Below are 22,246 nucleotides of genomic sequence, written 5' to 3'. Positions count from 1 at the left end.
ACCGGCTTCAGCCCACCGCGTCGAGGAGCTGCGGCCCGTTGCTGCGCGTGTTGTTGACGGCCGGGGAGACGGGCCGGGCGTCGAGACGGCCGTCCGCGGGGCGGGTGAGCAGGGCGCGGAGGTGGTCGGGGTCCTCGTGGCGCGGGTCGAGCCAGTCCTCGTAGTGGTCGGCGGCGAGGGCGAGCGGCATGCGGGGGTGGACGCGGCCGGCCTCGTCGGTGGCGTCGGTCGTGATGACGGTGCAGGTCAGCAGCCAGGCGGCGGGGTCGTCACCGTCCTTGACCTCCGGGTTGCGCCAGTACTCGTACAGGCCGGCGAGGGCCATGACCTCGCCGTCGGCGGGGTGGATGAAGTACGGCTGCTTGCGGGCCTTGCCGGTGGCCTCGTCCTTCACCTGCTCCCACTCGTAGAAGCCGTCCGCCGGCAGCAGGCAGCGGCGGCGGGCGAAGGCGCGGCGGAAGGCCGGCTTGTCGTGCACCGTCTCCACCCGGGCGTTGATCAGCCGGGAGCCGATCTTCGGGTCCTTCGCCCAGGAGGGCACCAGGCCCCAGCGCGGCGTCCGCAGTTCCCTGCGCACCGGCGCCCCTTCGTCCTCGCCGCGCGGGGCGCGTTCGAGGACGGCGTAGACCGCGTCCGTGGGGGCGACGTTCCAGTTCTGTTCCAGGGTCTCCTCGGGGCGCCATTCCACCACGTCGAAGATCCGGGTCAGTTCCTGGGGACTACGGGTGGAGACGTAACGGCCGCACATGCCTCCACTGTGGCACGGCCGGGGCGCGCGAACGAGGCGACCTTCCCGCGGCGCAGGAGTTCGTCGTCGCCCGCCGTGACCAGCCAGCCGGCGTGCGCGGTGAGGGCGCGGACGCCGGAGGTCCCGGCGAGCGGCGTCCAGTGCGGGTCGGTGGGCAGGCGGGCGAGCAGTTCGCCAGCGGCGTCCAGGGCGAACAGCCTGCCGTTGGCGGCGGCGAGGCGGCGCAGGGGCCTCTCGTCCGGCAGGACGGTGTCACGCTCCCAGTGGTCCGGCGTGGCGAAGGAACTCGTCCACAGGCCGCCGTCCGCGGTCAGGAGGTGGAAGGCGCAGTCGGCGACGGCGAGGCCGACGGCGTCCCGCGGCGCGTGGCACAGGTCGAGCCAGCCGTCGCGCTCGCGCCGCAGCAGTCTGCCGTCGGCGGTGACGCCGTAGAGTCCGCAGCCCACCTGGCCGGCCGCCTCGCGGGGTGCGGCCAGCGCCACCACTCCCCCGCCCGGCCCCACCGGCTGCCAGGGCAGGTTCTGGCCGCACAGTTCGCGGCCGAGCAGCCGGTCGTCGGGGCCGATGCCGTACAGGGTGCGGCCCTGGACCGCGAGGGCCCGCAGACCGGCGGCGTCGCCGACGACCTCCCAGTCGGGGAGGGCGGTGGAGAGCCGGTCCAGGACGTTGCGGGTGATCCGGTCCACCACGGGGTCGTCCAGGGCGTGGCCCCAGTTGACGGTGGCGGCGTTGAAGACCGTGCCGGCGCCGTTGGTGAACACGCCCATGGTGGCCTCGCCGCCCTGGCCGTGGGCGCTCCAGTGCCGCAGGTCGGCGGTGGCCAGCACCACGAAGGTGGGCGGGGTGCCGTCGTGGCAGGTGACCCGGGGGACGCCGTGGACCTCCCGGTATTCGGCGGCGTCGGTCTCGTAGCCCAGGCAGCCCTGGCCGAACTTGTCGCCGTCGCCGAGCCCGGTGCCGTCGAAGACCCAGTGTCCGGCGAAACGCGCGGTGTACGACTCCTCGAGCATCCGCGCCATGTGCGGGCCCCAGATGCCCGCGCCGGCGCGGAAGCTGACGCCGGTGAGGCCGTTCTCGGGCCGGCCGGTGGCGGACCACTCGACGGTGGCCAGGGCGGGGTCGGCGCACGGGTCGTCGAGGGCGTCGCGGTGGCAGACCATGGTGCGGCCGTCGTCCTCCAGCCTGATCTGCCACCAGGCGGTGTTGCCGGAGAAGAAGGCCGCGTTGCCGCCCTGCCGGACGAACTCCTCGACGCAGTCGCGCATCCCGGCCGACCAGTACTCGTCGTGTCCGTTGACCACCAGCAGCCGGTGCCCGGCGAGCAGTTCACGGCCGTCGTGCAGGTCGAGGTTGGAGCAGTAGGCGACCTGGTAGCCGGCCGGCCGCAGCCAGCGCAGCAGGCCTTCCTCCCACCGCTCGGGCGGGGGTCCTCCGCCGGGGCGGTCGAAGCTCACCCTGCGGGCGCGGGTGGGCGACTCCGTCCAGTAGAGGCCCTCCCCGGGTTCCCCCGCGCGGTTGTACGCCTGCCAGGTGGTGAACGGGACGGCGACCAGGACGGGCGCGGTGGGGACGGCCTCCCGGACGACGAACCAGACCTCGTGGTCCGCGGGGACGGCGGTGCCGGGCAGCTCGCGGGGGCGGTCCTCGTCGGGCACGTCGCCGAACCGGGCGCGGTAGAGGGAGCTGGGCCAGTCCTCGGGGATCTCCAGTTCCCACCAGGGGCCGGCGGCCCGGCCCCGCAGGACGGCGCGCCCGTCGGTGGCGTCGGTGACCGTCACCGGCACCGCTCCGGGCGCCTCCAGCCGGAACCTGAGCGTCGCGCCCTGGGGGCAGGAGGTGGCGGTCGCCCAGGCGGTGACGGTCATGCGCCGGCCTCGGCGACCAGCAGGAACTCCAGGTCGAGCAGGAACCGCTCCATGCGCCGCCGCGGCAGGAAGTGGGTGTCGGCGGTGAGGGAGACCTCCAGGTCGCCGCCGACGTGCACGCAGAAGCGGCAGTTGAGGTGGTCCTGGCTGAGCGGCCAGGACAGGGTGGTGGCCGGGAGGGCGGCCCGGATCTCCTCCGGTGTGCTCGGCGCCGGGCCGGGTTCGGCGAAGCGCTGGTCGTTGAAGCAGCACAGGGGCTGCACCCAGTCGCCCCGCATCCGGTCCAGCGGGTCGTGGAAGGCGCTGCGGTAGGCCCGCAGCGAGGCGGAGCCGGCGGCGCCCAGCAGGTCGTCCAGGCCGCGGTCGGCCCCGTCGAGGACGAAGACGCCTTCCTGGGACACCATGCTGACCATCCGTGCGGTGTCCTGCCGGAAGCGGTTGTGGACGATGGGCAGCACCACGCTCCGGTCCTTCCCGGTGCACCGGTCGACCAGCGCGGCGGTGGCGGTGAGCAGCACGGTGGAGGTGGAGGTGTGGTGGCGGGCGGCGACGGCCCGCGCGGCCAGGCCGAGCGCCGGGGAGGAGAGCTGGGCGCGCCAGACCCGGGGCCGGTCGACGCGGTCGGCCTCCGGGGTCTCCCGGTCGAACATCACCTGGTGGGGGACGGCCTCCCAGACGGCGGCGGCCCGCCGGGCGACCCGGCGGCCCTCGGGCCCCGCCTGCCAGCGGGCGAGGTCGAGCGGGCTGGCCGCTGTGGGCCGGCCCGCGGCGGCGCCCCGCAGCAGCAGCATCCGCAGGTCGCGGACGGCGACGTCCGCGCCGAGCCCGTCGGCGGCGAGGTGGCAGAAGGCGAGCACGACGTGGGTGACCCGGGGCCCGTCGGTGACCAGGGCGACCCTCAGCGGCCATTCGTCCTCGTAGTCGAACCGGGTGGAGCACAGCTCGGTGAGCAGTTTCTCCGGGTCGTCGGTGGAGAGCAGCACCGGCAGCTCCCCGCCCTCCGCGAGCCGCTGGCGCGGCAGGTCGCCGCCGCCGGGCAGGTCGAGCCGGGTGCGCAGCGAGTCGTGGGTGCCGAGCAGCGCGGCGAGCGCGGCGGTCGTCTCGTCGAGGGAGCGGACGCCGGGGACCTTCAGGACGCGGCCGAAGTTGAAGTAGTGGTCGTCCGGCGCGGTCCGTTCGATGGCGTCCCAGATCGCCAGCTGGCCCCAGGTGAGGGGGCCGGTGCCGCCGGACGGCCCGGCGAAGGGGATGATCACCGGTGCTCCAGGTGGTCGGCGAGGGCGCCGAGGTCGTCCAGCATCGTCCAGTCCCGCTCGCCGAGTTCGAGTTCGACGTCGAACTCGGTCTCCACCGCGTCGATCAGCCGCATCCGGGACAGCGAGGTGAGCCCGAGCACGGAGAGCGGGACGCCCGCGTCGCGGGCCTGCTCGGCGGGGATGTCGCCGTCCGACACCGCGGCGACGAGTTCCGCGAGCCGTTGCGTGATCTCGTCTCTGGTCATGTGTTTCCTTCCTGCGACGGTGTGGTGCGGTGGTGCGGTGTCCTGGCGCGCCGTCCGGTGCCGGACGCGCGGCGCGCGTCCGTGCGCGCGTCCGGTGTCCGTCCGCGCCGGCCGGTTCCCGGGTCCGGTCAGGACGGTTCCTGGGCGAGCAGCAGGGCGGCCTCCTCGTCGGTGAGCTGTTCGAGCTCGGCGAGCAGCCGGTCCTCCAGCGCCCGGGCGACGCCCTCGACGGTGCCCTGGTCGAAGAGGGTGCGGATGGGCAGGTCGACGTCGGTGGCGGCACGCAGCCGGGCGATCACCCGGACGGCGAGCAGGGAGTGGCCGCCGAGGGCGAAGAAGTCGTCCAGCGCGCCGACGCGGGGGGTGCCGAGGACTTCGGCGTAGACGTCGGCGACCAGCAGTTCGGCGTCGGTGCGCGGGGCGGTCCACTCCTGGGTGCGGACGGGGGCGGGGAGTGCGGCCCGGTCGAGCTTGCCGCTGGGGGTGAGCGGCAGTGCGTCCAGTTCCACCCAGGCGGCGGGCACCAGGTGCGCGGGGAGGGTGGCGCGCAGCTCGTCCGGGAGCGTCCCGGGGTCGCCGACGGTGTAGCCGACCAGGATCTGGCCGTGGACGGCGACGGCGCCGCGGCCGCCGAGGTGGGCCTCGATCTCGCCGGGTTCGATCCGGAAGCCGCGGAGTTTGACCTGGTCGTCGAGGCGGCCGAGGAATTCCAGGCGGCCGTCGGGCCGCAGCCGGGCGCGGTCGCCGGTGCGGTAGTACCGCTCTCCGTCGAGCAGCGGGAAGCGTTCGGCGGTGAGGTCGGGCCGGCCGAGGTAGCCGTCGGCGAGGCCGGAGCCCCCGACGCACAGTTCGCCGGGCGCGCCGGGCGGGGTCCGCTCGCCGTGCGGGCCGAGCAGGAGGACGCGGACGCCGCCGACCGGGCGTCCGATGGGGGGCCGTCCGTCGGTGGGCTCGCCGGTGAGTTCGTCGGCGGTGCAGATGACGGTGGCCTCGGTGGGGCCGTAGGTGTTGACGAGCCGGACGCGGTCGCCGAACCGTTCGCGCCAGCGGGCGACGGCGCTCCCGTGGACCTGTTCGCCGCCGAGGATCACCAGGCGCAAGGTGTCCGGCCAGGGGATGTCGTCGATCACCTCGACCAGGTGGTGCCAGTAGGCGGTCGGCAGGTCGAGGACGGTGACGCCGTCGAGGTGTTCGGGCAGGGTGACGGCGCCCTCGGGGAGCAGGTCGAGGCGGGCGCCGGAGGCGAGCGCGGGGAAGATCTCCTCGACGTGGGTGTCGAAGCTGAGCGCGGCGAACTGCACGACCCGGTCCTCGGGGCGCAGCTCGTAGGTCTCCCGCATCCAGGCGACGCGGGCGGCGAGCGCCGCGTGGCCGACCACGACGCCCTTGGGGACGCCGGTGGAGCCGGAGGTGTAGATGACGTAGGCGGCGTCGGTCGCGGTGGTGCCCGGCAGCGGCTGCGGTCCGTCCGGGGTGAGGACGACGCGGGCGCCGCTGTCCTCGGCCATGTGGGCGAGGCGCTGCTCGGGGTAGTCCGGGTCGAGGGGGAGGTAGGCGCTGCCGGCGCGCCAGGCGGCGAGCATCGCGGCGACGGCGTCGGGATGCCGGCCGAGGCGGATGCCGACCACCGCGCCGTGCGGCAGCGCGGCGGCGAGTTCGGCGGCGCGGGCGTCGAGCTGGGCGTAGGTGAGGCTCAGCTCCCCGCAGACGACGGCCACCCGGTCGGGGTGCTCGCGCACGGCGCGGGCGAGGAGTTCGGGGACGGTGGGGAGGGCTGCCGCGAGGGGCGGGCCTTCGAGTACCGGGGTGTCCCGGGGGGTGAGCAGCGGGAGGGCGGAGAGCGGGGTGGTCTCGTGGTCGGGCAGGGCGCGCAGGAGGTGCCCGAACCGCTCGGCGAGCCGGGTCATGGTGGACTCCTCGAACAGCCCCGCGTCGTAGACGAGGGTGACGACGAGTTCCCGGTCGTCGTGCCATGCCTCCAGCATCAGTTCGAACTTGGCCTGCTGGAAGCCGTGGTCGAAGGGGGTGCTGCGCAGTCCGGCGAAGGCGTCGGCGGGTCGGTGGGTCTGCTGGTTGTGCAGGATCGCCATGGTCTGGAACAGCGGGGTGCTCGACAGGTCGCGCTCCACCCGCAGTTCGGCGACCAGTTGCTCGAACGGGACGTCCTGGTGGGCGAAGGCGCCGAGGACGTCGGCGCGGGTGCGGCGCAGCAGTTCGGCGACGTCGGGGTCCTCGGAGAGGTCGCCGCGCAGGACGAGGACGTCGGTGAGGTAGCCGACGACGTCTTCCAGTTCGAGGCGTTCGCGGCCGGCGGTGGCGGTGCCGACGAGGATGTCGTGGTGGCCGGTGTGCCGGGCGAGCAGGGTCTGGTAGGCGGCGAGCAGCACCATGAACAGGGTGCAGCCGTGGGCCCGGCCGAGCCGGGTGAGGGCGTCGGCCTCGCGGGCGTCGAGGCGGATCGGCACCAGGGCGCCGCGGCGGGCGGGCACGGGGGTGCGGGGGTGGTCGACGGGCAGGTCGAGGGGGGTGGGGTCGGCGAGGTGGTCGCGCCAGTGGGCGAGTGCGGCACTGGTGTCGCGTTCGCGCCGCCAGGCGGCCACGTCGCCGAACTGCAGGGCCACGTCGGGCAGTCGGCGTCCGGAGTAGAGCGCGGCGAGTTCGTCGTGGAGCAGGTCGAGGGACCAGCCGTCGCCGAGGATGTGGTGCAGGACGAGGCACAGGACGTGGTCGTCGGGTCCGTGGTCCGAGCCGCCGTCCGGGCCGCCCTCCTGGCCGCCGTCCGGGCCGCCGTCCGGGCCGCCCTCCTTGCCGACGCGGATCAGCGCGGCCCGCAGCGGCGGTGCGGCGGCGAGGTCGAACGGCGCGTTGGTGCGGGCCGCCACCGCCTCCAGTGCCTCCCGGTCGTCGGCGACGGCCAGTTCCTCCAGCGGGACGGGCCCGGCCGGTTCGACGACCGCGGTGGGCGCCCCGTCGACCTCGGGGAAGCGGGTGCGCAGGATGTCGTGCCGTGCGGTGAGGTCGTCGAGGGCCCGCTGGAGGGCGGCCGGGTCGAGGGGGCCGTGCAGCCGGTGGACGATCCACATGTTGTAGGCGGCGTCGTGCGGGTCGAGCCGGTGGAGGAACCACAGCCGTTCCTGGCTGTGGGAGAGCGGGGCGGGGCTTCCGGCCGGCCTGGGGCGCGGGCCCGGGTCGGCGTCGGCGTCGGGCCGCGCGGTGTCGAGGAGGACGGCGAGCGACGCCACGGTGGGGCGGCGGAACAGCTCGCTGACGGCGACCGGTACGCCGGTGCGCGCGGTGAGCCGCGCGGTGACCATGGCGGCGCGCAGCGAGTGGCCCCCGAGGGCGAAGAAGTCGTCGTCCGCCCGGACATCCGTCACGTCCAGGATCTCGCCGAAGACATCGGCGACCAGCTTCTCGCCGGCGCTCCCGGGCGGTCGTCCGGTGGCGTCGCGTTCGGCGGCGGCCGGGTAGGGCAGGGCCTTGCGGTCGACCTTGCCGTTGGGGGTGAGCGGGAGCTCCGTCAGGGCGACCCAGCGGGTCGGGACCATGTAGCCGGGCAGGCGGTCGGCGAGGTGGTCGCGCAGGTGCGTGGCCGGGCGGGCGGCGTCCTCGGCGGGGGTTCCGGGGGCGGGGACGTGGAAGGCGACCAGCTGCTCGTCGGCGACGCCGACCACCGCCTGCCGCACCTGGGGGTGGGTCTCCAGGACGGTGGCGATCTCGCCGAGTTCGATGCGGTGGCCGCGCAGCTTGACCTGGTCGTCGGTGCGGCCGAGGAACTCCAGTGTCCCGTCGGCGAGGCGCCGGACCAGGTCGCCCGTGCGGTAGACCCGTTCGCCGTCGAGGTCGGTGAAGCGCGCGGCGGTGAGTTCGGGGCGGCCGAGGTAGCCGTCGGCGACCCCGGCGCCGCCGATCAGCAGTTCCCCGGGAACGCCGACGGGCACCGGGGCGCCCGCCTCGTCGACGACGTGACAGGTGGTGTTGGCGAGGGGAGCGCCGATGCTCACCCGCTCGGGGTGGTGCGGTACCTCCCAGGCGGTGGACCAGATGGTGGTCTCGGTCGGCCCGTACATGTTGACCAGCCGGCGCACCCGGGAGCGGAGTTCGGCGGCCAGGAGCGGCGGCAGCGGCTCGCCTCCGGTGAGCGCGGTGAGCGGGGGGAGGTCGCCGGTGAGCAGGACCCGCCAGCCGGAGGGGGTGGCCTGGACGTGCGTCACCTGTTCGGCGTGGAGGAGGCGGCTCAGGGCGGCGCCGTCGCGGGCGGTGTCGGCGTCGGCGACGACGACCCAGCCGCCGGTGACCAGCGGCAGGTAGAGCTCGAGGGCGCTGATGTCGAAGGAGAGGCTGGTCAGGGCCAGCCAGCGGTCCTCGGGCGTGGAGCCGACCAGGGTGCGCAGCGCGAGCAGGAAGTTGGTCAGTGCCCGGTGCGGGACGACGACGCCCTTGGGGTTGCCGGTGGAGCCGGACGTGTAGAGGACGTACGCGGTGTCGGAGGGCGCGGGGCGGCGGGCGGCGGCCGGGTCGGCGGCCGCCGACGGGTCGAGGACGTGGTCGAGGTCGGCGTCGGTGAGGACGAGGGCGGCGCCGCAGTCCTCGATGACGTGGGCGACGCGGGACGCCGGGTAGTCGGGATCGACCGGCACGTACGCGGCGCCGGCCATGGCCACGCCGAGCAGCGCGACGATCATCTCCGCGCGGCGCGAGCTCCGCACGGCCACCCGCGCGCCGGGGCCCACGCCGCGCTCCCCCAGTCGCACGGCGAGTCCGGCGGCCGCGCAGGCCAGTTCCCGGTAGGTCGCCCGGGTCCTGCCCGAGACGACGGCGACGGCGTCCGGGGTGGCCAGCGCCCGCTCCAGCACCAGGTCGACGAGCGTCCGCTCCGGGAGGTCGGCGGCGGTGTCGTTCCACGTCTCGAGGAGGGCGCGCTCCGCGGGCGGCAGCAGGTCGAGGCGTGAGACCGGCTGCCGCGGGTCGGCGACGACGGAGGTGAGCAGCTGCCGGTAGCGGTCGCAGATCCGCAGGGCGGTGGCGTCGTCGAACAGTTCGCTGCTGTGGATCAGGTAGGCCTTCAGGGAGCCGTCGGGCTCCTCGAAGAGGTCCAGGGAGAGGTCGCAGCGGGCGGGGTGCCAGCCGAGCGGGAAGGGCTCGGCGTCCAGGCCGGGCAGCGGGTCGGTGGCGTCCCCCTCGCTGTGCAGGGCGAACATGGCCTGGTACAGCGGCGTCCGGCTGAGGTCGCGTTCCCGCACCAGCGCGCCGACCAGCCGCTCGAACGGGGCGTCGGGGTGCGAGAGGGCGCCGAGCACGGTCCTGCGGGTGGCGCGCAGCAGGTCGCCGAAGGCGGGATCCCCGGTGAGGTCGCAGCGCAGCACCAGGTTGGTCGACAGGAAGCCGACGACCCGCTCGAGTTCGGGGCGTCCGCGGCCCGCGGCGGGCGTGCCGACGCAGAAGTCCCGCTGGCCGCTGTGCCGGGCGAGCAGCACCTGGTAGGCGGCGAGCAGCACCATGTACGGGGTGCAGCGGGCCTGTCTGGCCACCTCGCGCACTCCGGCGGCCAGGTCGGCGGAGATCCTGAACTCGGTCTGCCCGCCCGCCGGTCCGCGTTCGGCGGGGCGCGGCCGGTCGGTCGGCAGGTCCAGGCCGGGTGCGCCGGAGAGCTGACCGATCCACCAGTCGAGGTCGGCGGGCTCGTGCCGCGCCGCGGCGAGTTCGCTGTACTGGAGTGGCGGGGGCGGCAGCTCCCGCCCGGCGTAGTGGGCGGCGACCTCGTCCCACAGGACGTTGAACGACCAGCTGTCGCCGTTGATGTGGTGCGTCACGGCGCACAGGACGTGGTCGTCGGGCGCCAGTCGCACGAGGGTGACCCGGAACGGCGGCTTCGCCGCGAGGTCGAACCGCGTGTTGGTCCGGTCGGCGACGATCCGCCCGGCCTCCTCGACGGTGGCGGCGTCGACCAGTTCGACCTCGACGGGGGCTGGGTCCTCCACGACCGCCGTCGGCACACCGTCCGACTCGGTGAAGCGGGTGCGCAGGGCGTCGTGCCGCTCCACGACCGCGGTGAGTGCCTTCTCCAGGGCCGCCACGTCCGGTCTGCCGCGCAGCCGGAAGGCGTACGACAGGTTGTTGGACGGGTCGTCCGGGTCGAACCGGTGGAGGAACCACAGGCGCTGCTGGCCGATCGAGAGCGGTCCGGTCTTCACTCGTTGACTCTCCGGGGTCATGGGGCGGCCTGGGTGGGGCCGGGAGCGGCCCGGTGGCGTGCGGTCCGGCGGCGGGCGGTCCCGTGGCCGGGCGTCCGGTGGCCGGGCGTCCGGTGACGGGCGGTGCCCGGGGCTCGCCGCCGGGCCGGAGCGGCGCCGGGCGGAAGGGTGCGGCGGGGGCGGGCGGAGGGTGCGGTCACGGATCGTCCGGCGGGCCGAAGCGGATCCGGTCCGGCCGGTGTGCCGGCCCCGCCCCGCGAGCTGCCGGGCCCCCGTAAGCCCTGTGTCATGTCGGCTGCGTCCCACCCGTCCACGGACGTGCCGGAGGACCGGCCGTCCAGATTTCGCCACTCGTGTGGGGGGAGGAGTGCGCTTGGATTCGCGCCACTATGAACAGTCGCCGGTGCGGCAGTCAAGGGCTGTCCGGAACGGTCACGGAGGAGGCGGTTCCACGCCTCCCGCGTTCACCGAGAGTGACACGGGATCCGGACGTTTCGCCCGCCGGAATAGTCAAACCCCTTGCGAAAACTGAGGGTTGACGTTCCACCAGCACGCTGACAAGCTGCTGCCTCGCGACCCCCACATTGGTCCATACCACTACGGTTGCGTAGGAGCACCATGAGCGTGACGCTCTGCCATCTGCTTCGAGAACGAGCCTCCACCGAGCCGGAACGGGAGGCCATGGCTCTCAGCGGCGTGGGAGCGCTCCCGTTCGATCTATGGGAGAAACGTTCCGACGCCGTGGCCGCCGGACTGCTCGGCCAGGGAGTGACCCCGGGCGAACGGATCGGACTGGTCTTCGGCAACGGCGACTGGCTGGAATACGCCGTCGCCTTCCTCGGCGTGCTCAAGGCGCGGGCGGTCGCCGTCCCGCTCTCCGACCAACTGGCCGAGGCCGACGTGGAGTCGATGCTCCGCCACTGCGGTGCGAGCAGGGTGCTGCGCCCCGGGGCGCTCCCCTCCGCCGAGGGCACGCCGGAGCTCCCCCACCCCGGCGACCCGGCGCAGATCCTGTACACCTCGGGCACCACCGGGCGTCCCAAGGGCGTGCTGGCCACCCACGCGAACCTGGCGCACGGCTGGGGCGGGCGGCGCAGGCCCTTCGCCCACTCCCAGCACCTGGCCCACGCCTTCCCGATCGGCACCAACGCCGGCCAGTGGATGCTCGCCAACGCCATCGGCGCCCACCCCACCGTCGTCACCCTCGGCCGCTTCACCCCGGGGCGCTTCGCCCGGCTGATCGAGCAGTACCGGGCGGGCACCGTCTTCCTGGTCCCCACCATGGCGATCGAGATGCTGGCCGCCGGCGCGCACACCCGGCACGACCTGTCCGGCGTGCTGCTGCTGGGTTCCGCGGCCGCCCCGCTGCCCGCCAAGGTGGCCGCCGAACTCACCGCCGCCTTCCCGAAGGCCACCATCGCCAACTACTACACCTCCACCGAGGCCGCGCCCGCGCAGACCGTGATGCTCTACGACGCGGGACGCCCCTCCAGCGTCGGCCGGCCCGCCTCCGGCGGAGCGGTCAGGATCACCGGGCCGGACGGCGGACCGGCGCCCGCCGGGGAGACCGGCGAGGTGTGGATGCGCTCCCCCACCGCGAGCCGCACGTACTTCGGCGACTCCGGCGCCACCGGTGAGGTCTTCCGCGACGGCTGGGTCCGGATGGGCGACCTCGGCCGGATCGACGAGGACGGCTACCTCTACCTGGTCGACCGGGAGAGCGACGTCATCAAGTCCGGGGCGTACAAGGTCTCCACGCTGCACGTCGAGGAGGCGGTGTACCAGCACCCGGACGTGGTCGAGGCCGCCGCCTTCGGGGTGGCGCACCCCGCCCTCGGCAAGGCGGTGGCGATCGCCGTGGTCGGCAGCGTCGACCACACCGAACTACGGGCCTTCCTCACCGGGCGGCTGGCCCCGCACGAGCAGCCGTACCGCCTGGTCACCCTGGACTCCCTGCCCCGCAACCACGGCGGCAAGGTCGACAAGCGCACGCTCCGAGAGGCCGTTCGATGAGCCAGCTCTCCCCCGCCCAGCACGGCATGTGGATCGCCGCCCGGAAGGGAGCCGGCACCGCGTACCACATGCCCGTCGTCATCCGCCTCTCCCGACAGCCGGATCCGGACACCCTCGCCAAGGCCTGCCACGCCCTGGTGCAGCGGCACCCGGTGCTCGGCAGCGCCGTGGCGGAGAGCGACGGAGTCCCGCGTCTGGTGCCCGCCGCCGAACTGCCGGTCCTTCGGCGGACGGCCACGGTCGACGAGGTGGTCGGCCGGCCGTTCGACCTGGCCGCCGGCCCCCTGGTGCGCTTCGCCCTGGCCGGCGCGGACACCCTGGTCGTCGTCGCCCACCACCTGGTCTTCGACGGCGGCTCCAAGGACGTGCTGGTCGCCGACCTGGACACGCTGCTGGCCGGCGGCGTCCTGGACGCTCCCGCAGCCGCCCGGGCCGAGGAGGACACGGCGTCGCCGGACCCGGCGGAGGCCGCCGCCTTCTGGGCCGGACGCCCGCACCAGGCCGAGCAGACCGTCGTGGCCGGCGAGGTGCTGAGCTCGCGCGCCACCTCGCGGGGGGCCCTCCTCGAGTTCCCCCTCGACATCCCCCGGCTCGACGGACTGAGCCGCTTCGAGGTGCTGACGGCCGCGCTGCACACCCTGCTCGCCTCCTACGGCAACGGCGAGGTGGTCACCGCCCTGGACCTGTCCACCCGGCCCGAGGAGCTGGGCGGCGAGATCGGCTGCTGGGTCAACGAACTGCCGCTCGCCTCCCGCCCGGCCTCCGGAACGCCCTTCCGCGGTTTCGCCGCCTCGCTGCGCGCCGAGCTGCGCGGCCTCTACCTGCACCGCGAGGTCCCGCTGGCCCGGGCCGTCCCCGGCCTCCGGCCGCACGCCGCGCTCGCCCCCGTCTCGCTCAGCTACCGCCGGCTCGCCGAGGAGCGGCCGGCGCTGGGCGAGGTGGAGTGGCTCGCCTTCAACCACGGCGTCCGCGGCGCCCTGCAGTTGCAGGTCGTCCAGGGCGCCACCGGTGCGTGGGTGTCGCTGCGCCACGATCCGCGGGAGCTCACCGACCCGACGCGGTTCGCCGACGACCTCACCCGCCTGCTCGCCGCCGTCGCGGAGGGGCCGGACCGGTCGCTGGGCGAGCTGACGCCCTTCACCGCCGTGCCGGTCACGGGGGCCGTCGCGCCGCCCGCCGCCGGGTCCGCCGCGTCGTCCCCGGACGCCGCGGACGCCCCGTCCGCCGCGGCCCCTCTGCCCGCCGCCACCGCGCCGAAGGCCCCGTCCACCGCGGACGATCCGATGATCGCGCAGGTCACCACCATCTGGGAGGCCGTGCTCGAGCTGTCGCCGATCGAACCGCACGACGACATCTTCGACCTGGGCGGCCACTCGCTGACGATCACCCAGATCATCTCCCGGATGGAGCAGCAGCTCGGCGTGGAGATCTCGCTGGACGACTTCTTCGACAACCCGACCGTCGCGGGCGTGGTGGCGGTGGTGCGCGGATGACCGTCACCACCTCCGAGCGCGGGCACGCGCCGCCCCTGGAGGAGCCGGCCGACGAGGACCTCTCGCTGCTGCTCTCCGTCCGGGCCTTCGAGCTCAAGCTGCTGGAACTGTTCGGCCAGGGCATGCTCAACGGCACCACCCACACCTGCCTGGGACAGGAGTACATCCCGGTGGCCCTGCGACCGCTGCTGCGGCCGGACGACCACGTCTTCAGCAACCACCGCGGCCACGGCCACTACCTGGCGCGCTTCGAGGACTACGAGGGCCTGCTCGCCGAGATCATGGGCCGGCGCGGCGCGGTGTGCGGCGGGGTCGGCGGCAGCCAGCACATCCGCCGGGACCGCTTCCTGTCCACCGGGGTCCAGGGCGAGAGCCTGCCGGTGGCGTGCGGGGTCGCGCTGCACCTGAGGCGCGCCGAGCCCGGCGCGCTGGCCTGCGTCCACATCGGGGACGGCACCTTCGGCGAGGGCGCCGTCTACGAGGCGCTCAACCTGGCCGCGCTGTGGCGGCTGCCGCTGCTCGTGGTGGTGGAGAACAACGGCATCGCCCAGACCACGCCGGTCTCCGCCAACATGGCCGGCACCGTCGCGGGGCGTGCCGCCGCGTTCGGCATCGACCACGTCCGCACGGACTCGGTGGACCTCGGCGTGATCCGCCGGCTGCTCGCCCCCCGGATCGAGCGGGTCCGCGAAGGGCGGCCGCTGGTCGTGGAGTTCGCCACGCACCGGCTCGGCCCGCACAGCAAGGGCGACGACACCCGGCCCGCCGAGGTCGTCGAGCGGGCCAGGGCGGCGGACTGGTACGGACGGTACGCCGCCCGCTGCCCGGAGCGGTTCGCGCGCCTGGACGCCCGGGCCCGGGCGCACATCGACGAGGTGGCCCGTGACGTGGCCGGTCGGGAGCCGTCATGAGGGTCTCCGAGAACCTGAACACCGCGCTGCACACGGTGCTGGAGCGCGACGCGGGGATGCATCTGCTGGGCGAGGACGTCCTCGATCCGTACGGCGGCGCCTTCGGCGTCACCCGCGGGCTCTCCACCCGCTTCCCGGACCGGGTGCTCACCACGCCCATCAGCGAGAACGCCGTCACCGGTGTGGCGGCCGGGCTGGCGCTGGCCGGGGACGGCGCGGTCGTGGAGATCATGTTCGGCGACTTCGTCACGCTGGCCTTCGACCAGTTGGTCAACTTCGCCGCCAAGTCGGTTTCCATGTACGGCAGTCGGGTGCCGATGCGCATGGTGGTGCGCTGTCCCGTCGGCGGCGGCCGGGGCTACGGCCCGACGCACAGCCAGAGCCCGCAGAAGCACTTCATCGGCGTGCCCCACCTGGCGCTCTACGAGGTCTCGCCGTTCCGGGACAACGCCGAGGTCTTCGCCGAGATGCTGGCCCGTGAGGAGCCCTGCGTCCTGTTCGAGGACAAGGTGCTCTACACCCGCCCGATGGGAGAGGTCGAGCCGCCGTTCACGCTCCAGCAGGACGGCCCCGTCGCCCGGATCGGGCTCACCGACGAGCCGGACTGCGTGATCGTGGCGGGCGGCGGCGTGGCCCACCGCGTGCTGGAGGCGATGCGCGACCTGCTGCTCGAGGAGGAGATCGTCTGCACCCTGGTGGTGCCCTCCCGTCTGTACCCCGTCGAGCTCGACCTCCCCCCGGCCCGGCACGTCTTCGTGGTCGAGGAGGGCACCGCCGGGGGCACCTGGGGCGCCGAGGTGGCCCGGGTGGTCCACGAGCGCCACTGGCAGGACCTCGCACGGCCGGTGACGCTGATCCACTCCGCGGACTCGGTCATCCCCACCGCCCCCCATCTGGAGCGCGAGGTGCTCGTCGGCGCCTCGGCCGTCCACCGCGTCATCCGGGAGACCCTGAGTGGCTGAGCTGTCGATGCCCAAGCTCAACAACAACGACACCGACTACGTGCTGACCGCGTGGCTGGTCGAGGACGGCGAGGCGGTCACCGCGGGCCAGCCGGTCGCGGAGGTCGAGACCTCCAAGGCGAGCCAGGAGGTGGAGGCCGGGTCCGCCGGGACGTTCCGCCGGCTGGCCCGGGAGGGTGCGCGCTGCCTGCCCGGCGAGGTGATCGCGGAACTGGTGGCCGAGGGCGCGCAGCCCTCCCTCCCCCGGCCCGCCGCGCCCGCCGCCGCCTCCGCTTCCGCCACCCCTGCCGCTCCTGCCGCTTCCGCCGCGCGCGGGTCCGGCGGGCCGCTGGTCACCCGGCCGGCGCGGGAACTCGCCGACCGGCTCGGGGTCACCGCCGGCCAACTGGCGGCGCTGGACGTGACGGTGGTCCGCACCGAGGACGTCCAGGCACTGGCCGACGCACAGGCCGCGCCCCCGAACCCCGGGCCCGACACTTCGACGCCGGCCCCGGCGGCCGGGGAACGGCCGGGCGTGCCGCTCACCCGGGTGCAGCAGGCCGTGGCGCGGGCGGTCGAGCTTTCCCACCGCACCGTCCCCACCGCGTACACCGTGGTCCGGATGGACCTCGGTCCCGCCCTGACCCGGGCCCGGGAGCTGACCCGTGAGGTCCGCCGGCCGGTCGGCCTGGCGGAGCTGTTCGTCCAGCGGGTCGCCGCCCTGCACGCCGACTTCCCGCGGTTCTTCTCCTCGATCGACGGCAGCACCGCGATCCCGGCCGAGGCCCCGCACATCGGCGTCACCGTCGACCTCGGCGAGGGGCTGTACGTCCCCTGCCTCCACGACGCCGCGAACCTCACGCTGCGCGAGATCGCCACCCGGCTGACCGCCTACCGGATCGCCGCCACCAAGGGCGGTTTCGACGAACGCGACCTGACCGGCGCCAACTTCGTGATCACCCTGCACACCGACGGGGACGTGGTGCTCGCCATCCCCTTCGTCTTCCCCGGCACCGCCTGCGCGCTGGCGGTGACCGCCCCGTCGGACGGCACCCAGGCCCACATCGGGCTCGCCTACGACCACCGCCTGATCAACGGCCGGGACGCCGCGCTGTTCCTCAAGGCCCTGAAGAACTCCGTGGAGGGGCTCGTCTGATGTCGGCCGTCGAGATGTCCGAAGCCAAGAGAGAACTGCTGCGCCGCCGCCTGGCGCGCCGCGACGTCCAGGTCCAGGGGATACCGCGGCGCGAGGAGGGCAGCGAGCCGGTACTCGCTCCCGCCCAGGAACCGCTGTGGTTCATGGAGCAGTTCGTCCCCGGCACCTCCACCTACAGCGTCGTGCTGTCCGTGCGGCTGCGCGGCCCGCTCGACCCGGCGCGCCTCGGGGAGGCCCTGGCCGAGCTGCCCCGGCGGCACGACGCCCTGCGCCACCGGTTCCCCGCCGACCAGGACGGCCGTCCGGTGGTCCGGGAGCTCGCGGAGTGCGAGGTGCCGCTGGCGTGCACCGAGGCCGCCGACGACGAGGAGACCGCCGCCGCGATCGACGCGGAGAGCGCCTTCCCGCTCGACCCCGCCGAGGGCCCGCTGCTGCGTTCCCTGCTGGTGCGGCGCGGCCCCGAGGACCACGTCCTGACGCTGCTGGTGCACCACCTGGTGGCCGACGGCCGGTCCGCGCAGCTGCTGATGACCGATCTGCTCGCCCTGTACCGGGGTGAGGCGGCGGCCGCTCCCGCCACCCGGTTCTCCGACATCGCGGCCTGGCAGCGCGAGCGGACCCACGACCGCGACAGCGCCTTCTGGCAGGAGCGGCTGGAGGGCCTGCCCCGCCTCGACCTCACCACCGACCGGCCCCGCCCGGCCGTCCAGCGCTTCGACGGCGCTTCGGTCACCCGCACGCTCGACCCCGAACTCACCGCCGCATTGGGCGAACTGGGGCGCGCGCACGGCGCCACCCCCTTCATGACCGTGCTGGCCGCCTTCACCGCGCTGCTGGCGCGGTGCACCGGCCGGGACGACTTCGGCGTGGGCACGCCGGTGGCGGGGCGGACCCGGCCGGAGTTCGAGGACGTCGTCGGCATGTTCGTCAACACCCTCGTGCTGCGCGCCCGGTTGGACGACGACCCGACCTTCGCCGACCTGCTGTCCCGCACCCGGGACACGGTGATCGACGCGCTCGACCACCAGGAGCTGCCCTTCGCCCGACTGGTCGAGGAGCTCAACGTCCCGCGCGATCCCAGCCGTCAGCCGCTGGTGGACGTCCTCTTCTCCCTGCACGACCTGGCCTCCGGCGGCACCGGCGACGCCACCGGCACAGGCGGAACCGGCCCGGGCACCACCGGCGACGCGGCCGGCGAGGGCGCGAAAGCCCTGACGGCCGACGACTTCCCGCTGCCGCCCGGCTCCGCCCGCCACGACCTGGAGCTCTACCTCACCCCGTCCCCGGACGTCGGGCTGAACTGCACTTTCGTCTACAGGACCACCCTCTTCGAGGCGGACACCGTCGCGCGCATGGCCGGGCATCTGGAGACCCTGCTGCGCGCCGCCGTGGCCGGCCCGGACACCCCTGTCAGCCGGCTCCCCCTGCTCGACGACGCCGAACGCGCCCTCCTGGAGGAGTGGAACGCCACGGAGGCGGACTTCCCCGCCGACCGGACGCTGCACGGCCTGATCGAGGACCAGGTCCGGCGCACCCCCGGCGCCACCGCCGTCACCTTCGCCGGCGCCTCGCTCGACTACGCCGCGCTGGACGCCCGGGCCAACCAGGTCGCCCACCGGCTGCGCGCACTGGGCGTCGGCCCCGGCGCACTGGTCGGCGTCTGCGCCGAACGCTCCCTGGAGCTGGTGTGCGGACTGCTCGGCGTCCTGAAGACCGGCGCCGCGTACGTGCCGCTGGACCCCGAGTACCCGGCGGACCGCGTCGCCTTCATGCTGACCGACGCCGACGCCCCGGTGGTGCTCGCCCAGAGCGCCGTCGCCGACGGCGAACTGGGCCCGGCGCTCGGCGCGACCGGCGCGGCCGTCCTCCTGCTGGACCGGGCCGCGGAATGGGACGCCCTCCCCGCGACGGCGCCCGAGCCCGCGGGCGAACCGGACACCGCGGCCTACCTGATCTACACCTCGGGCTCCACCGGACGGCCCAAGGGCGTCCCCAACCGGCACCGGTCGATCGTCAACCGGCTGGACTGGATGCAGAAGCGGTTCCGGCTCACCGCCTCGGACACCGTCCTCCAGAAGACCCCGGCCGGCTTCGACGTCTCGGTCTGGGAGTTCTTCTGGCCGCTGACGACCGGCGCCCGGCTGCTGCTGGCCGCGCCCGGCGGTCACCGCGACCCCGCGTACCTGCGGCAGCTGATCGAGGCCGAGGCGGTCTCCACCGTCCACTTCGTCCCCTCGATGCTGAGCCTCTTCCTCGCCGAGGACGACGTGGCGGGCTGCTCCTCGCTGCGCCGGATCGTCTGCAGCGGCGAGGAACTCCCCGTCGATCTGGCCCTGCGGTGCCTGGACGCCCTGCCCGGCGCCGAGCTGCACAACCTGTACGGCCCGACCGAGGCCGCGATCGACGTCTCGGCCTGGCACTGCACCGAGGAGAACCTGCGCGACCGCGCCCGGGTGCCGATCGGCCTGCCGATCCAGAACGCCGAACTGCACGTCCTCGACGCCCACGGCGAGCCGGTGCCCGTCGGGGTGCCGGGTGAACTGCACCTGGGCGGCGTGCCGGTGGCGGCCGGCTACCACAACCGCCCGGAGCTGACCGCGGAGCGCTTCGCGGACGGCCGGTACCGCACCGGCGACGCGGCGCGCAGGCTGCCCGACGGCAGCGTGGAGTTCCTGGGCCGACTCGACGACCAGGTCAAGCTGCGCGGTCTGCGGATCGAGCTCGGGGAGATCGCGGCGGCGCTGCGCGAGCGGGCCGGCGTCCGCGAGGCCGCGGTCGTGGTCAGCGAGGACCAGCGGCTGATCGCCTACCTGGTCGGCGGACCGGAGGACCCCGCGCAGGCCCGGGAGGCCGTCCGCGGTGTGCTGCCGGAGTACATGCTGCCCTCCGCCTACGTCGCGCTGGACGCCCTGCCGCTGACCCCCAACGGCAAGCTGGACCGCAAGGCCCTGCCCGCCCCCGCGGTCACCACCGCCGAGTACCGCGAACCGGTCACCGGGACGGAGCGGACGGTCGCCGCCGTGTGGGCGGAGGTGCTGGAGCTGGAACGGGTCGGCCTGGACGACGACTTCTTCGACCTCGGCGGGCACTCGCTGCTGGCCATCCAGGCCGTGGCGAAGCTGCGCAAGGCGCTCCCGCCGGGCGGGCGGCAGGTCGGCGTGGTCGACATGTTCTCCTGCCGCACGGTCTCCGACCTGGCCGCGCTCGCCGCGGAGGCGGCCCCCGAGGGACCGCGCCCGCTGCTCCAGCGGCTCACCCCGCCACGCCCCGCCGCCCGGATCAGTTACGTCTGCGTGCCGTACGGATCGGGCAGCGCCATCGTGTACCAGCCGCTCGCGGAGGCGCTGCCCGGCGACGAGGCGCTGTACGCGCTGTCCATCCCCGGCAACGACATCGGTCTCGACGAGGAACCGATGGACTTCGACGAGCTGGCCGAGCGGACCACGGAGGAGATCCTGGCGATCGAGGGCCCGCTGGTGGTCTACGGCCACTGCGGGGTCGGCGCCGCGCTCGCCGTGGAACTGGCCCGCCGGGTGGAGGCCGCCGGACGGGAGGTCGAGGCGGTCTACATCGGCGCGATCTTCCCCTTCGCCCGCCCCGGCGGCGTGTGGAGCCGGCTCGTCCGGCCGGACGTCCTCGACCGGCTGCGCGGCAGCCGCCGCGACCTCGACTCGCTCAAGGCGCGTGGCGTCGACCTGGACGAGCTGGAGCCGGGGGTCGCCGACCGGATCGTCCGCACCATGCGGCACGACTCACGGGCCGCCGAACGGTACTTCACCCGGCTCTTCGACACCCCCGACCGTGAGCGGCTGCGGGCCCCGGTCGTCTCGGTGATCGGCGAACGCGACCCGGCGACCCATATGTACGAGGAACGCTTCCGGGAGTGGCACTTCCTCACCGACACCGCCGCCCTGGTGGTGCTGGACGAGGGCGGTCATTTCTTCCTGCGCTACCGGGCCGAGGAGCTGGCCGACGTGCTCCGCGTCCACACCCGGCTGGACGATCCCCCGCCGCGTGCCGAGGACGACACCTGGTGGGTCCACGAGGTCGCCGCCGCGGGGCAGGACAATGCGCCGGCCGACACGGTCAGGCCCGGCATGGGCCGCTTCCTGACGATCGCGGCGGGCCAGCAGATCTCGCTGATCGGCTCGGCGCTCACCGGCTGGGCGCTGCCGATCACCGTGCTGATGGACTCCGGTTCGATCGCCCAGTTCTCCGCCCTGGCCGTGCTGAACCTCGCGGGTCTGCTGCTCTCGCCGCTGGCCGGGGCGATCGTGGACCGGGGCAGCCGGCGGAAGGTGATCCTGCTCGCCGACGTCGCCTCCACGGTGGTGACGGCGGTGCTCGCGGTGCTGGTGCTGAGCGGTGGTCTGCAGCAGTGGCACACCTACGTGCTGGTCGCCGGCCTGTCCGTCACCAGCACCTTCCAGCGGCTCGCCTTCGGCTCGGCGGTGCCGCAGCTGGTCCCCAAGCACTTCCTGGGACACGCGATCGGGGTGACCCAGCTGACCAACGGCGTGGCGCAGCTGGTCGTGCCGCTGGTGGCGGCCGGGCTGCTCAGCCTGATCGACCTGGGCGGCATCGTGCTGATCGACGTGGCCAGCTACGCGTTCGCCATCGTCACGGTCGCACTGGTCCGCTTCCCGAACACGCTGCCGTGGCGTCCCAGGGAGCCGCTCACCACCGAGATGGCCAAGGGGTTCTCCTACACCTGGCGGGACCGGGGTCTGCGGTCGATGCTCGGCTTCTTCGCCGTCCTCAACCTCTTCCTCTCCCCGCTGATGCTGCTGGTCTCCCCGCTGGTGCTCTCCTTCGCGAGCCTGACCGAGGTGGGAACCATCTCCGTCGTCTCCGGCCTCGGGGTGCTGCTGGGCGGCGCCACCATGGCGGTGTGGGGCGGCCCGAGCGGCAACCGCTTCCGGGTGGTGCTGGGGACCACGGTCTGCATGGCCGCGGGCGGTCTCCTGGTGGGTCTGCGGCCGTCCCTGGTGACGGTGGGCGTGGGGGCCTTCGCCCTGACCTTCTTCCTCACCCTGATGAACAGCGTCTACACGACGATCGTCCAGCTCAAGGTGCCGTTCCGGTACCACGGCCGGGTGTTCGCCCTGAACACGCTGGTGGCCTGGTCGACGCTGCCGATCGGCATGGGCCTGATCGCTCCACTCGGCTCCGGTCTCTTCGACCGCCTCCTCACCGAGGACGGCGCCCTGGCCTCCACGGCGGGGCTGCTGGTCGGCACGGGTCCGGGCCGCGGCATCGCCCTGATGTTCGTGCTCTGCTCCGCGGCGATGGCCCTGGTGGTCGTCGGCGCCCTGCGGATGCCGCGGCTCCGTCACTTCGACACCGAGATGCCGGACGCGGTCCCGGACGACCTCCTCGGGGTGGAGACCCTGAAGGAGCGCCGGCACACGGCAGGGCTCTGAC

At 74.3% G+C, this 22,246-nt stretch carries 11 protein-coding genes; 6 read left to right on the top strand and 5 right to left on the bottom strand.

Annotated elements, in window-relative coordinates:
• Positions 1-7: 7 nt before the first annotated feature.
• The 5 genes from ACFRAV_RS09695 to ACFRAV_RS09675 form a co-directional block, all read right to left on the bottom strand.
• The gene (locus tag ACFRAV_RS09695) at positions 8-748 is read right to left on the bottom strand and encodes an SOS response-associated peptidase (protein WP_382553184.1); all 741 of its coding nucleotides are present in this window, start codon (positions 746-748) and stop codon (positions 8-10) included.
• Positions 706-2,613 carry a N,N-dimethylformamidase beta subunit family domain-containing protein gene (locus ACFRAV_RS09690; RefSeq protein ID WP_382553182.1) on the bottom strand — a complete coding sequence of 636 codons (1,908 nt, stop codon included), beginning with the start codon at positions 2,611-2,613 and terminating at the stop codon, positions 706-708. The genes ACFRAV_RS09695 and ACFRAV_RS09690 overlap by 43 nt, the downstream gene beginning before the upstream one ends.
• The gene (locus ACFRAV_RS09685; RefSeq protein ID WP_382553181.1) at positions 2,610-3,869 is read right to left on the bottom strand and encodes a condensation domain-containing protein; all 1,260 of its coding nucleotides are present in this window, start codon (positions 3,867-3,869) and stop codon (positions 2,610-2,612) included. The genes ACFRAV_RS09690 and ACFRAV_RS09685 overlap by 4 nt, the downstream gene beginning before the upstream one ends.
• Positions 3,866-4,114 (bottom strand): acyl carrier protein, encoded by a 249-nt coding sequence (locus ACFRAV_RS09680; RefSeq protein ID WP_382553179.1) that lies wholly within the window; start codon positions 4,112-4,114, stop codon positions 3,866-3,868. Before ACFRAV_RS09680 ends, ACFRAV_RS09685 begins: the two co-directional genes overlap by 4 nt.
• 128 nt (positions 4,115-4,242) lie before the next feature.
• Positions 4,243-10,308 carry an amino acid adenylation domain-containing protein gene (locus tag ACFRAV_RS09675; RefSeq protein WP_382553177.1) on the bottom strand — a complete coding sequence of 2,022 codons (6,066 nt, stop codon included), beginning with the start codon at positions 10,306-10,308 and terminating at the stop codon, positions 4,243-4,245.
• A 618-nt stretch (positions 10,309-10,926) separates the two neighbouring features.
• Between ACFRAV_RS09675 and ACFRAV_RS09670 the strand changes: the two genes are divergently transcribed.
• Genes ACFRAV_RS09670 through ACFRAV_RS09645 form a run of 6 tightly spaced genes read left to right on the top strand, consistent with a single transcriptional unit; the run spans position 10,927 to position 22,245 of the window.
• A complete protein-coding gene (locus ACFRAV_RS09670; protein WP_382553176.1) occupies positions 10,927-12,321 on the top strand; it encodes a class I adenylate-forming enzyme family protein in 1,395 nt (464 codons plus the stop codon).
• Positions 12,318-13,814 (top strand): condensation domain-containing protein, encoded by a 1,497-nt coding sequence (locus tag ACFRAV_RS09665; RefSeq protein ID WP_382553175.1) that lies wholly within the window; start codon positions 12,318-12,320, stop codon positions 13,812-13,814. The genes ACFRAV_RS09670 and ACFRAV_RS09665 overlap by 4 nt, the downstream gene beginning before the upstream one ends.
• A complete protein-coding gene (locus ACFRAV_RS09660; protein ID WP_382553172.1) occupies positions 13,811-14,725 on the top strand; it encodes a thiamine pyrophosphate-dependent dehydrogenase E1 component subunit alpha in 915 nt (304 codons plus the stop codon). Before ACFRAV_RS09665 ends, ACFRAV_RS09660 begins: the two co-directional genes overlap by 4 nt.
• Positions 14,722-15,687 carry an alpha-ketoacid dehydrogenase subunit beta gene (locus ACFRAV_RS09655; protein ID WP_382553169.1) on the top strand — a complete coding sequence of 322 codons (966 nt, stop codon included), beginning with the start codon at positions 14,722-14,724 and terminating at the stop codon, positions 15,685-15,687. The genes ACFRAV_RS09660 and ACFRAV_RS09655 overlap by 4 nt, the downstream gene beginning before the upstream one ends.
• Positions 15,680-16,822, top strand: coding sequence for a 2-oxo acid dehydrogenase subunit E2 (locus tag ACFRAV_RS09650; RefSeq protein WP_382553166.1), 1,143 nt, complete (start codon positions 15,680-15,682; stop codon positions 16,820-16,822). The genes ACFRAV_RS09655 and ACFRAV_RS09650 overlap by 8 nt, the downstream gene beginning before the upstream one ends.
• On the top strand, positions 16,822-22,245 hold the full coding sequence (locus tag ACFRAV_RS09645; protein ID WP_382553163.1) for an amino acid adenylation domain-containing protein: 5,424 nt from the start codon (positions 16,822-16,824) through the stop codon (positions 22,243-22,245). Before ACFRAV_RS09650 ends, ACFRAV_RS09645 begins: the two co-directional genes overlap by 1 nt.
• The last annotated feature ends 1 nt before the right edge of the window (position 22,246 follow it).

It is taken from the genome of Streptomyces sp. NPDC056600 (assembly GCF_042792855.1).
Classification (GTDB): domain Bacteria; phylum Actinomycetota; class Actinomycetes; order Streptomycetales; family Streptomycetaceae; genus Streptomyces.
Note: the sequence above shows the minus strand (reverse complement) of the source record. Positions and strands in the feature narration are given on the sequence as shown.

What these genes read in the sequence shown, in the direction of transcription:
- ACFRAV_RS09695 (WP_382553184.1), bottom strand. Translation starts at nt 748, where the DNA reads ATGTGCGGCCGTTACGTCTCCACCCGTAGTCCCCAGGAACTGACCCGG.
- ACFRAV_RS09645 (WP_382553163.1), top strand. Translation starts at nt 16,822, where the DNA reads ATGTCGGCCGTCGAGATGTCCGAAGCCAAGAGAGAACTGCTGCGCCGC.
- ACFRAV_RS09665 (WP_382553175.1), top strand. Translation starts at nt 12,318, where the DNA reads ATGAGCCAGCTCTCCCCCGCCCAGCACGGCATGTGGATCGCCGCCCGG.
- ACFRAV_RS09690 (WP_382553182.1), bottom strand. Translation starts at nt 2,613, where the DNA reads ATGACCGTCACCGCCTGGGCGACCGCCACCTCCTGCCCCCAGGGCGCG.
- ACFRAV_RS09680 (WP_382553179.1), bottom strand. Translation starts at nt 4,114, where the DNA reads ATGACCAGAGACGAGATCACGCAACGGCTCGCGGAACTCGTCGCCGCG.
- ACFRAV_RS09670 (WP_382553176.1), top strand. Translation starts at nt 10,927, where the DNA reads ATGAGCGTGACGCTCTGCCATCTGCTTCGAGAACGAGCCTCCACCGAG.
- ACFRAV_RS09660 (WP_382553172.1), top strand. Translation starts at nt 13,811, where the DNA reads ATGACCGTCACCACCTCCGAGCGCGGGCACGCGCCGCCCCTGGAGGAG.
- ACFRAV_RS09655 (WP_382553169.1), top strand. Translation starts at nt 14,722, where the DNA reads ATGAGGGTCTCCGAGAACCTGAACACCGCGCTGCACACGGTGCTGGAG.